This window comes from Coprobacter sp., from assembly GCF_982436375.1.
Genome location: NZ_CEWDCG010000083.1, coordinates 1 through 12,403 on the forward strand (window position 1 = coordinate 1; position 12,403 = coordinate 12,403).

Annotated in this window: 9 protein-coding genes; 7 read left to right on the plus strand and 2 right to left on the minus strand. The window is 38.5% G+C overall.

What is annotated here, in order from left to right:
- Positions 1-264 precede the first annotated feature (264 nt).
- Both aspT and AC1WHX_RS06340 read left to right on the plus strand, forming a co-directional pair.
- The gene (gene aspT, locus AC1WHX_RS06335) at positions 265-1,965 is read left to right on the plus strand and encodes an aspartate-alanine antiporter (RefSeq protein WP_009316504.1); all 1,701 of its coding nucleotides are present in this window, start codon (positions 265-267) and stop codon (positions 1,963-1,965) included.
- 41 nt (positions 1,966-2,006) lie between these two features.
- Positions 2,007-3,674 (plus strand): bifunctional aspartate transaminase/aspartate 4-decarboxylase, encoded by a 1,668-nt coding sequence (locus AC1WHX_RS06340; RefSeq protein ID WP_122337583.1) that lies wholly within the window; start codon positions 2,007-2,009, stop codon positions 3,672-3,674.
- Positions 3,675-3,717: 43 nt separating this feature from the next.
- Here the strand turns inward: AC1WHX_RS06340 and AC1WHX_RS06345 are convergent, their stop codons facing one another.
- Positions 3,718-4,545: a transporter substrate-binding domain-containing protein gene (locus AC1WHX_RS06345; protein WP_122337584.1), complete on the minus strand. Its 828-nt coding sequence runs from the start codon at positions 4,543-4,545 to the stop codon at positions 3,718-3,720.
- 27 nt (positions 4,546-4,572) lie between these two features.
- A complete protein-coding gene (locus AC1WHX_RS06350; RefSeq protein WP_270738537.1) occupies positions 4,573-6,549 on the minus strand; it encodes a putative porin in 1,977 nt (658 codons plus the stop codon).
- Between the two features lie 318 nt (positions 6,550-6,867).
- On the opposite strand from AC1WHX_RS06350, the gene AC1WHX_RS06355 reads away from it, so the two are divergent.
- From AC1WHX_RS06355 to AC1WHX_RS06375, 5 genes are all read left to right on the plus strand, one after another.
- Positions 6,868-7,437, plus strand: coding sequence for an HdeD family acid-resistance protein (locus AC1WHX_RS06355; RefSeq protein WP_270213992.1), 570 nt, complete (start codon positions 6,868-6,870; stop codon positions 7,435-7,437).
- 250 nt (positions 7,438-7,687) lie between these two features.
- Positions 7,688-9,007, plus strand: a complete 1,320-nt coding sequence (locus tag AC1WHX_RS06360; RefSeq protein ID WP_302545048.1) for a hypothetical protein — start codon at positions 7,688-7,690, stop codon at positions 9,005-9,007.
- A 122-nt stretch (positions 9,008-9,129) separates the two neighbouring features.
- On the plus strand, positions 9,130-10,776 hold the full coding sequence (locus AC1WHX_RS06365; RefSeq protein WP_270213994.1) for an OmpP1/FadL family transporter: 1,647 nt from the start codon (positions 9,130-9,132) through the stop codon (positions 10,774-10,776).
- Between the two features lie 115 nt (positions 10,777-10,891).
- The gene (locus tag AC1WHX_RS06370; RefSeq protein ID WP_270213995.1) at positions 10,892-11,458 is read left to right on the plus strand and encodes a Crp/Fnr family transcriptional regulator; all 567 of its coding nucleotides are present in this window, start codon (positions 10,892-10,894) and stop codon (positions 11,456-11,458) included.
- Between the two features lie 99 nt (positions 11,459-11,557).
- The coding region (locus tag AC1WHX_RS06375; RefSeq protein ID WP_481229017.1) for an EamA family transporter at positions 11,558-12,403 on the plus strand (846 nt) is incomplete at its 3' end.

Below are 12,403 nucleotides of genomic sequence, written 5' to 3' on the forward strand. Positions count from 1 at the left end.
TCTTTTATTGCATAGACTTTTTGTTCTAGTTTTTCCATATTTGTTTACTATTTAGAAATTAATTGATATAAATACAATACGAAGCTTAAAAATGTTGATTCGGTTAAAGTAATTTATAAAACTTTCTGATTTACTTCGTTTATGTCGTACAGTTGTTTTTTGGAGATTTATTGGATATCTGTCTTTTGGAAGTAGTCAACAAAATATCGGTTATGCTTGTTATCTGAGAGTGAAAAGAAAATTATTTATTAAATAATCTGTGATATGGAGACAATCTTACATTTTTTTCGTACCTATCCGGAGATGGCTATATTTCTTACAATCGGCATTGGGTTCTGGTTGGGACAATTGAAATATAAATCTTTTTCTCTGGGGACGGTAACTTCTGTGCTCTTAGTAGGTGTGGTAGTAGGACAAATGGATATTCCTATACCAGGACCTGTAAAATCGGTTTTCTTTTTATTATTTCTTTTCTCTATTGGTTACAGTGTCGGTCCTCAGTTTTTTCAGTCATTAAAAAGCGATGGCATCCCGCAAGTTATATTCGCTTGTGTACTTTGTATTCTCTGTTTAGGCGTGACGGTTATTATTGCCAAGATATTGGGTTATAATCCTGGAGAAACCATTGGATTGTTTGCCGGAGCTCAGACAATCTCTGCCGTAATTGGTGTCGGGACTGATACGATCGGGACATTGGGCGTTTCAGAGTCCGAAAAACAGGCTTGGTTGAATATTATTCCTGTTTGTTATGCCGTGACCTATATTTACGGAACAATCGGTTCTGCTTATATTTTGGGGACATTAGGACCAAAAATGCTGGGTGGGTTGGAAAAAGTAAAACAGAAAACCCGGGAACTTGAAGCTCAAATGAGAAAAGGTTCTATCGAAGATGATCCGGCTTTGATCGATGCGAATCGTCCGGTTGTTTTTCGAGCCTATTGTGCTTGTAGCGATTGGTTCGATACTCAGAGAACAGTTGCCGATGTGGAGAAACAAATGCAGACTTTGGGACGGAGAATATTTGTAGAGAGAGTTCGTTCTGCAGGAAAAGTAGTAGATGCGACTCCTGATCAAATCATTCATAAAAACGACGAGCTTGTTTTGAGCGGAAGACGGGAGACTGTCATAGAAGATGAAAGCTGGATCGGTGATGAGGTAAATGATCCTGAATTGTTGACATTTCCGGTTGAAGATATTTTTGTCATGCTTACTCAGAAGACGGCAAAGGGGAAAACAATAAGAGAATTACGCCGGCAGCCGTTCATGCATGGCATTATTATTAAGAAAGTAAAAAGAACAGGAGTTGAATTACCTATTTTAGCAAATACGAAGTTGCAAGCAGGGGATCTGCTTGAAATTGTCGGTATGGCAAACGATATAAAGCAAGCTTCTCCTAAATTGGGATATGTAGATCGTCCGACTAATAAAACAGACCTTATTTTTGTCGGTTTAGGAATATTGATCGGCGGTATTGTAGGAGCATTGACTATACGTTTAGGCGGTATTCCTATTAGTCTAAGTACCAGTGGCGGGGCTTTGATATCGGGTTTGTTTTTCGGATGGCTGAGAACCAAACATCCGACCTTTGGCCGTATTCCCGATCCGGCGGTATGGATTTTTAATAATCTCGGATTGAATATGTTTATTGCAGTAATCGGAATTACTGCCGGACCTACTTTTCTATCCGGAATAAAAGAAATGGGATTCATAATTTTCTTTGCGGGTATTTTGTCCACTTCTATACCGTTGATATTAGGGATATGGATCGGTGACAAGATATTTAAGTTTCATCCAGCCATTAATTTGGGATGTAATGCCGGTTCTCGTACTACGACAGCGGCCTTAGGTGCAATACAGGAGTCGATAGAGAGCACAGTCCCTGCTCTCGGATATACGGTAACGTATGCCGTCGGGAATACTTTATTGATTCTTTGGGGTGTGGTTATCGTATTGCTGATGTCGTAAATAATAAATGTAGAATAATATCGATAATTTAAATTTGTAATATGGATTGTAAAGAAAAATTACCTTCGGCTTTGATGAAAGGATATAGCCGGAAGTTTGAAAAAGGACTTGAATCGATGAGTCCGTTCGAGATTAAGAATAAGTTAATAGAGTTTGCTGAAGAGCATACTCGAAAAGCTTTTTGTTTATTTCTGAATGCCGGACGAGGAAATCCTAACTGGATTGCAACAGTCCCTCGTGAAGCTTTCTTTTTATTGGGAAAATTCGGTCTGGAAGAGTGCCGTCGGGTATTCGATCTTTCTGAAGGAATTGCAGGTATTCCTGTAGAGAAAGGCATTGCTAAACGCTTTGAAGATTTTATTCAGCAGCACAAGGCCTTACCGGGTGCTGATCTGTTGAAAGAGGCTTATCATTATTTTGTCGATAAGAAAAGAGTCGATCCGGATTCGTTGATACACGAATGGGCTGAAGCGATTATCGGAGATCAATATCCTGTACCTGATCGTATGTTGAAATATGCCGAAATGATTGTACACGATTATCTGTTACAAGAGATGTGTGATCGTCAGCCGGTAAATTTCAAGTATGATCTGTTTGCTACGGAGGGAGGCACGGCAGCTATGTGTTATATTTTCGATTCTTTGCAAGAAAATCGTCTGCTGGCCAAGGGAGATCGGGTCGCTCTTATGACACCCATATTTACCCCTTATATCGAAATTCCGGAACTTGATCGTTTTCAGTTTCAGGTGATTAAAATTCAGGCAAGTCAAATGACTGAAACAGGACTTCATACTTGGCAGTATCCCGATTCGGAGCTCGATAAATTGAAAGATAAATCGATAAAGGTTCTTTATATCGTCAATCCGAGTAATCCACCCTCTTATACGTTAGACAAACGGTCTTTGGATAAGATCGTAGATATTGTCAAGAAAGATAATCCGCATCTGATGATTATTACGGATGATGTGTATGGGACATTTGTGCCGCATTTCAAATCTTTGATGTATGAATTACCGTTGAATACATTGTGTGTATATTCTTTCTCTAAATATTTCGGAGCTACCGGGTGGCGCTTGGCGGTAATAGCATTGAGCGAGAATAATATTTATGATGAGATGATTGCTGCGCTTCCGAAATCGGATATTGAAGATTTGCATAAACGTTATGAGTCTATAACTCTTAATCCGGAGAAGCTTAAATTTATAGACCGTATGGTAGCGGATAGTCGTATGGTGGCGTTGAATCATACGGCAGGACTTTCTACTCCGCAGCAAATGCAGATGGCTCTTTTTGCGGCTTATGCTCTTTTTGATAAGGAAGACCGATATAAGAAAAAAATGCAGAAAATAATTAAGGAGCGGCTCGATGCCATGTGGGAAAATACAGGTTTCGAGCTTGTTCCTGATCCTTTGCGTGCCGGATATTATTCAGAAATAGATATTATGGTGTGGGCAAAGAAATTATACGGAGATGAATTTGCCTGTTATCTTGAAGCTAATTATGATCCTCTTGATTTTGTAATTCATTTAGCAAAAGATACTTGTATAGTGTTGCTTAACGGTAGCGGTTTTGATGGTCCTGATTGGTCGATACGTGCATCTTTGGCCAATCTCGATAAAGATGATTATAAGAAAATCGGGAAGGGGGTACGGTTGATATTGGATGAGTATGCTTTGGCATGGAAAAAGGCGAAAGGTGAATCAAAATAATTTTTTGTAAAACGGGAGAGAAAATTTTTGTCTCCCGTTTTTGTTATCTTTTTTTCTTATAATATTTTGTTTTCAGTTTTTGAAATTCCGGACTTTTTTTGATGTCTTTTAGCCAGATATTGAGGCTGTCGAGAAGTAAAGGCGATGTAAGTCGTAGAGCCCAAGATCGGAATTGTGTAAAACTTATATCGGTGCTGAAATCGATTTCCGGATAATGTTTACTCATTTCTCGGGCAATTGTTTCATCGCATACGGCAAAATCAATTTCACCTTTGGCTACCATAATAATTAATTGTTCGTCACCGTAGGTGTTTTCTTCATTGACATAAATCGTATCGCCTATTTCATGTGCCAAATTCATAATCCGTAAACGGGTAGGGGCGTCACTGATAATATTCAAATGTTTTTGAGCCAGATCGAGTTGATTTCGTATAGGGTCTTTCCCATTATTATATTCGGCTTTTCTTTGTACTAATACTTGTTTGTTGAGTAAGATGGGATCGGTAAATAAAAAATTTTCTTTACTGTCCGTAGTGACAGGAATAGGACGCCCGATAATATCGTAACGATTTTTCTCGAGTCCTTCTATGCTTTTGCTTAAACTGACTTCGGGATATACTTTTACATGCAGACCGCTTCGCTTGGCAATCAGTTGTGATAATTCATAATCAAATCCCGATATGGTATCATCAGATATGTAGTAATTTATCGGAGTATAGTCCGTTACAATACGTAGTGTGTCTTGCTTGATTTCCGGAATATCTCTCGGGGTATATGACGGAACGAGTATTTGGGTACGTATCATATACATGATGAAAAGTACCATGACCAACAGAACGATATAGAGAATAAATCGCGTTTTGTATTTCATATATTCTTTCTTTATCTCTATATAGGTTTAATTTGCAAAATCGACTGAGACTCCGAATTGCAGGGTTGCAGGGTTTATTGGGTAATGCAACATAGAAAAATAGTTGTTTCCACCGAACATTCCTTGATTGAAATTCGAGTATAAAACGTAAAAACGCACCATTTTCAATTTCATGTTTGCATAAACATTCATCATTGGATAATTGCCTATTTTAAATTCCCTTTGGTTATAAAACGACAAAGTTGCCGGTTGGTATCCTTCTGCATAATATTCGGTATGATACCGGCAATCTACGCCTATTTGAGTATTCAATACCTTCGCTATCGGAAAAGATAAATACAGATTTCCGTATGCGCTGAGGTCGGGAAGGGGAATAATAGAAGGTCTGCTCGATTTTTGATAAACTGCTTCGATATCTAAATTAAGAATCCCGACTTTGAATGATTGGTTTAGTTTGGCACTAAAAACTTGCATGATCGAACTTTCTTGACGAGGCATGCAGTTTTCATCAAAATAGACGTAGTTTTGGACATTTTCTACACCAACGTTCAATCGAGTGCCCCAACGTTCTATTGCAAATTCTCCTCCGACTCGAAAATTCCTGATTTTATTGAAGTTATTGTTCCATATAAAATGATTGGAAACGTAATGCTTATAATAAAATGCAGGTTCAAGATTTTTAAAGAAGCCATATGCACGTAATTGGACGGTATCTTTAAAAATAGGAAAGCGAGTCTGTATTTCTCCATTCACATCGAACGATCCTACTTCCGGACCGGTTAATCCCAATTTCCCGTTTACAGTATAGGTCAGTATTTTCCCTTGCCGTTTCGAAACTTCAGCACCTATCCATAGTAAATTCTCAGTATAGTATCGGCTCGATGATCGTCTTATAAATGTTACAGGCTCTCCGAGTACCGGTGTTTCAGGTGCGAAAGCGAAGGCTGAGGGAACAGTATCCGGCATTAGTTTGAATTGGCGTATTTCGTATGTCATATAGGCCGCCAATCCCATTTTTGCATATTTGTTAAAACCTTCAAGCAGAGAGATTCCCAGTGTATTTTTGAGAGACCAATAAGAGGTCGTGTCATTCGATCCGTTTTTGTTGAAATAGGTATTTTTGAAAAATTTTTGATTTTCGTCAGCCGAGAGATTGACAAAACGACGGAAATTTCGGTTGTATTCTATCGTATGAATAAAACTGGTGACAGGAACAAATGTCTCTATTGTTGTCGTGTCTTTTGTCTCTGTTTTATAAAAACCTACATTATAACGTTGTGTGGCATAATAGTTTTGTCCTCTCACACGGTTGTATGCATCGCTTAGGTTGATTGGAATACTTTGTGAATCGATACCCGTTCCTCCATCCATTTCGGTAGGATGAAGGATGTAGTTGTCGTCAGCAAGCCCTCCGTTTTCTTGACATACAAAATTATATGTGTTGAACATTACTTGTAATTGATATTTTTCTCCGATATAATTAGATGAGAGTTGCCAAGAAAGCTCATTTGTTGCCTGATGATCATAACTTCCCCGAGAATAGAGATATTGAATATTAGCCCCGAATCCCAATCTGGCATTTACATTTCCTGAAAAGACGGCTTTCAAGTCGTCTTGTTTTTTCACTTTAGAACCTCCTGTGAGGTAGGATAAAAGTGTCATGGGAATGCGGGTATTGTAAAAGTCAAAATTCTCGGGAGTTGTTATCCAAGGATGAAAAGGCGCTTTGAATATGAACTGGGGCATCTGCGGGCGATCGAAAAATATTTTTGAAAATCCCGGACCTCCTAAATTACCCGTATAACCATAAGCCGTTGAATATGAAGAGGGTTGGTCAGTTTGGTAAAAATTGAGCTGAAGTGTGTCCATCGGTACACGATACCTGTTGCCCAACGGTTGTGTATTGCGCCATGCATACGGTTCTGCAATAACCGGCTTTTTCTTGGCAAATACCGAGAAAACACAGCAGATACCGATAATAAAGAGTACCGAAATTCTTTTCATACGGCTGCAAAGATAAAATTAAAAAATCAGAATTAAAGGAGTCGGGCCTATAAAAAGGCTTTCGTAAAGAGAGGGTTGTTTGGGTTTTGATAATCTTTAACGTGTATAAATCAATCTAAACGGCTATTATTCTTGTTATACATGCAGATTAAGAGCCTATCTGAATTTTGTCGGGGCAGATTTGAGAGTTTTCTTTTAAGGACATATTTCTGTTCAGAGGAAAATGCAAAAGTAACCGGATAACATTTTCTTATCAGAGAATTTAGATAGACTTTAAACATTTCGAATTAATATGATAAATCAATAAAAGTAAAGATTATGGAACTTACGACTTTTAATTTTTGGGGAAAGACCAAATATTGGTGGGGAATAATGCTGGTAGGGATTTTGTTGATACCTGCGGGTTTATGGTTGTTGTTACAGCCGGTTATGGGATATGCTGTCATTTCGATGCTGTTAGGATGGGGATTGATACTTTTCGGAGTGGTTCAATTAACTGTTTCGGGAGATATAGAAAAACGAGGACAAGGATGGGGCTGGTGGCTTGCTGGAGGAATATTCGATATATTTATCGGATTTTTGTTGATCAGCAATTTGGCATTGAGCGAATTGACTCTTCCTTATTTTTTCGCTTTTATATTTTTGTTTAAGGGACTTAGCAATATTATTTCTGCATTTTCTATGACATCGGCTTATAAATATTGGTGGCTGTATTTGATTAACGGAATTATCATGCTTTTGATCTCATTCTTGTTTTTCTTTACACCTTTTACTGCAGCTTACAGTATCGTATTTCTCTGTTCATTTGTTTTTGTTTATTGGGGAGTGGCATTGATTATCTTCTCTTATGATGTAAAGCCGGACAAGACAATAGAACAGCCTAAGTAATCAGGCCAATTGTGTTTTATATATTTCCTATTTTCTTTATCGATAAGGCATGTTTTGCGTGAGCAAAGCATGCCTTTTAATGTATTTTATAGGGTAAATTATTCATTATTAAGTATTCTTTGACCAGTATAAATCTTATCTTTGCTTCGGGATGCAGCGAAATATCCGAATTGTTGCATCTTTACAATAAGATAATGCTTGTTCTTGTATTTATTCGTTGATGTATAGACATTTGAATAAAATATAATATATGGTAAAGAGTGACAGTATAGTTAAACTTTTGCCGGCAGGACAAGTCAAAATAGAAAATTATTATAGGGAGGACATCGCAATGAAAATAAAAAGATTATCGTCTGTCCTGATATTTTTAGGATTATCGGTTGTTGCTTTTGGGCAAAAATATATTCCCGAAGATGATTTATATTATCAGCCGAAAGATAAAAATCCGATTGTAGAAAAGAAAAAACAGGAAAAATCGACTTCGGCTTATCAACAGCCGGTAGCGACGACAACAACGACTACTACAACAGTTACGACAACTACTGCTCAATCTGATTATGATCGGGAAGTAGATGCATATAATCGCCGTTATTCTCCGGAAACTACAGATACGATTCCATCTATTACTCTTGATGAGTTTACCCGAATGGCTCAGAAGAATGAGCAGGATGCGGATGATGATAATACGGGATATTATCTTAATGGTTTTGAAGGTTCTCAAAGTGATCTTGAATATGCCGAACGGATACGCCGTTTTCACAATCCGAAATTTACCATACATATTTCCGATCCTGCTTATACGGATATATATTTCTTAGATCCTACGGATTGGAATGTATATATTGATAATTCGTATGCATTTGTGACACCGACATGGACCAATCCGTGGTATTGGAATTATACGTGGGCGCCTTACAGTTATTCGAGTTTGTCTTGGCGCTGGAATTTCGGGTTTGGTTCATGGGGATTCTCATGGGGATATGGTTATCCGGGATGGGGCTACAATCCTTATTGGGGTTGGGCAGGACCATGGTATCCGCATTGGGGCTGGGGAGGTCATCACCATCACCCCGGCTATTATCCCGGACATCGTCCCGGATGGAATAACGGACGGGATATCCGTTATTCGAATGGTGGACGAACGACTTACGGAAATTATGGTTCTTCAAATCGTTATAGTGGAGGAAGAAACACTATAAATACTCGTCCGTCTTCTACGGGGAACAAATACACTCCGGGGTCTTCTTCAAGCAAGCAACCTATAATGAGAGAAACCAACTCGAATCGTGGACGTACTCGTATCGGTACATCAAGTGGTAATTCTACGTATAACCGTCCTTCAGGAACAACCAATCGCCGATCGACTTATACTCCGGGATCTTCTTCAGGACGTACTTCCGGCTCTTCATCGCGAGTACGGAACAGTAGCGGAGGACGCAGCACATATACTCCATCAAGCAGTCAGAGGCGGGAATCGAGGAGTAGCTATAGCCCGTCCACATCTCGCAGTAGCGGATCGAGCGGTAGTGTTGGCCGTAGTAGCGGAGGTTCCCGGGGGCGTACGAGATAAAGAGATAAGTTTAAGATAATATTCGATAATGAAATAGTGTAATGAAAGCCCATAATCATTGTGAATGAGAATTCGAGGAGTGATGTGGGCTTCCGTTTTTTATATCAGAAATATTTATGAAAATGAAACGGTCAATTTGTATTATGGCGATAACGATGTGTTGCGTAGCTTCGCTATTCGCGCAAGGCAGTATGAATGCCTATAATTATTCTCGTACCGATATAAAAGGTACGGCCCGTTACATGGGAATGGGAGGGGCTTTTGGAGCTTTAGGCGGTGATATATCGACATTGTCGCAAAATCCGGCGGGTATCGGAGTGTATAGAAGTAATGAAATCGTTACGACTTTGGGTATAGCCGGAATTTCTGCGGAGACAAAAACTTCTGTCAATGTGAATAATAATCTGACAAAATTTGTTTTTGATAATGTCGGTATAATAGGAACTTTTAATACCGGAAAAGATTTGGGAATAGTCTCTTATAATTTCGGGTTTGCGTATAATCGTCGTAATTCTTATGATCAGACATATCGGGTACAGTATAGTAATCTTCGTTCCTCTGTAACGAATTATATTGCCGATAAATCTTTCGGGATTAGGGAGAACGATTTGGCCGGAGCTGATGTGCAAAGTGGGGATGCTTATGATATAAACGGCCTTCCTTGGTTGAGTATTTTAGGATATGAGTCGTTGCTGATGTCTCCTCAGGAAAATCCGGAAGGAGGTTATTATGATGACAGTTATGAGGGCCTTTTCGGAGCAAAAGCCACCGGATCGGGGTCGCTTTATGTCAGGGAAAGAGGTCGGACAAACGAATATACGTTCAATTTCGGGGGAAATGTGTCGAATGTGGTTTATTTTGGAATAGGGCTCGGTATAATGGATCTGGATTATGAAATGATCTCTTCTCATGATGAAAATTTATTCAATACATCAGGATTTGTTCCTAAAAAAGAGAAAATAGAAGAACCTGATAAATATGAGATTTATAATTATCCGATAACAGCCAGTAATTTCTCTTTATGGAATCGGTTGAAGACAGAAGGTACGGGTTTTAATGTCAAACTCGGATTAATAGCTCGTGTTACCGATTATTGGCGATTAGGATTGGCGTTTCATACGCCGACCTACTATTCGATGAGCGATTATTATATGGCGAGTGTAGATAATGCCTATACTTATGTTAATACGAATGTTAATGAAACGCTTTCGGAAAGAGATGTGACCGATAGTCCGGAAGGCCGTTATGATTATAGTTTGGTTACTCCGTGGAAATTTATGGCGAGTACGGCATTTATAATCGGGAAAAAGGGAATTGTCAGTTTTGATTATGAATATACGGCGTATGACAAAATGAGTTTGAGCGAAACCGACGGATTGGAGATGAATGATGTCAATGATGATATTTCTTCTTATTTTAAAGCCGGACATACATTCCGGGTAGGAGGAGAATATCGCATTACTCCTCAGTTAAGTGCTCGTTTGGGATATGCCAATCAGTTATCTCCTATGAAAGTGAGTACGGGGGATGCACTGAATATAGCAGGTATGGCTCCTCACTATACGCTTGACCGGGGTACGCAATATTATACTTGTGGTTTGGGTTATCGGTTTGGAATTTTTTATGCAGATATGGCTTATATTCATAAAAATGCAAAAAGCGATGTTTTAGCGTTTTCCCCGATTCCGAGTACGGGCCTGACTTCGGAGGTAGCTACTTTGCATGCTAAAAATAATTCGTTTATATTGACTCTCGGTTTTAAGTTCTGATAAGAAGCTGAATCTCTTTATCGGAAAATTTAGGCAGCCTTTAAGGTTTATTGAATGAGAATGTAATATTTTTTATGCCCGGCTTGTTCGGGCATTCTTTTGTTAAACAGATCGAATGAAAGATTTTATAGAAAAAATCAGAAAAGTATATCCTCTTTCGGATGAAGCGTTGTCCTTGTTTATTGCAGAGACAGAACGAGTATCTTTTCCGAAAGGTCATTTGTTGATACGAAGCGATGTTAAAGAAAAATATTCTTATTTCATTATAAAGGGATATGCACGGGGATTTTTTTATAAAGAAGATCGGGATGTGACTATTTGGTTTGCCTCATCGGGTATGTCGTTATTATCGATGAATGGTTATATGTTTGGTTCTGCAGGATATGAAAATATCGAATTACTTGAGGAGTGTGACTTGTTGAAAATATCGAATGATGCTCTTAACCGGCTTTTCGACCGTAATATCGAATTAGCTAATTGGGGAAGAAGAATGTCTGATCAGATAATTTTAGAGTTGGAGAAATTGATTATGGAACGTTGTTTTATTTCGGCTTCCGAACGGTATCATCTGTTGATGGAGCAAGAACCGGAAATTTTACAAAAAGTGCCACTCAGACACATTGCTTCCTATTTAGGTATTTCTCAAGTTTCTTTGAGCCGGATACGTGCCGGAATACAATAATAGGTCTCTGTTCTTTTTTTACATATGTAAATTGATAATTGTTTTATTATTCCCAATTTTGCGCCTCGAAAAATACTTTACTTTAAAAATAGAGAATAAATGAAACAATTCAGAGGCATATTTTTAGCGATATTATCTTCTTCTACGTTCGGGATGATTCCGTTTTTTGCTTTACCGGTCATACAGGAGGGAGTAGGTATCGATTCTATATTGTTTTACCGTTTTGCCGTATCAGCAGTTATAGTAGGGCTTTATTTGTTATTTGTAAAGAGCGATTTTCGTATTACGGCTAAGGAACTTGTTACATTATTTTTTCTTGGAGTTTTTTATGCCCTTACTTCTTTATGCCTTACGGCGTCTTATTTGTATATTCCCAGCAGTGTTGCGACCACTGTGCATTTTTTATATCCGGTATTGGTGACGACTATTATGATATTATTTTTCAAAAATAAGGTCTCTTTATCTGTTGTTACGGCGGCGGTGATGGCGATTGTCGGAGTCTATTTTTTAAGTGGAGGCAAGGATGGGGGAGTCATTAATGTAAGGGGATTGGCATTGGTCTTAGTAACGGTGCTCACTTATGCGATATATATTGTCGGTGTGAATAAGTCTTGTGTTCAAAAAATGGACGGGTTAAAAATGACTTTTTATGTTTTGTTGTCATCTGCACTTATTTTTGGAGGAAATCTTTTGATAAAGGGAAACGGTTTAGATGCGATTCCGTCTTATAAAGCAGGCATAAACTTATTTTTACTTGCACTGATCCCGACCCTTATTTCTGATTTTACTTTGATTTTAGCAATTAAGCAAGTCGGGTCTACTATTACTGCTATCTTGGGCTGTATGGAGCCTCTTACCGCATTGTTCTTAGGAGTATGTTTTTTAAATGAGACTCTTGATGGGGAACAGTTGGTCGGTATCTTTGTTATTTTATCGGCGGTATTT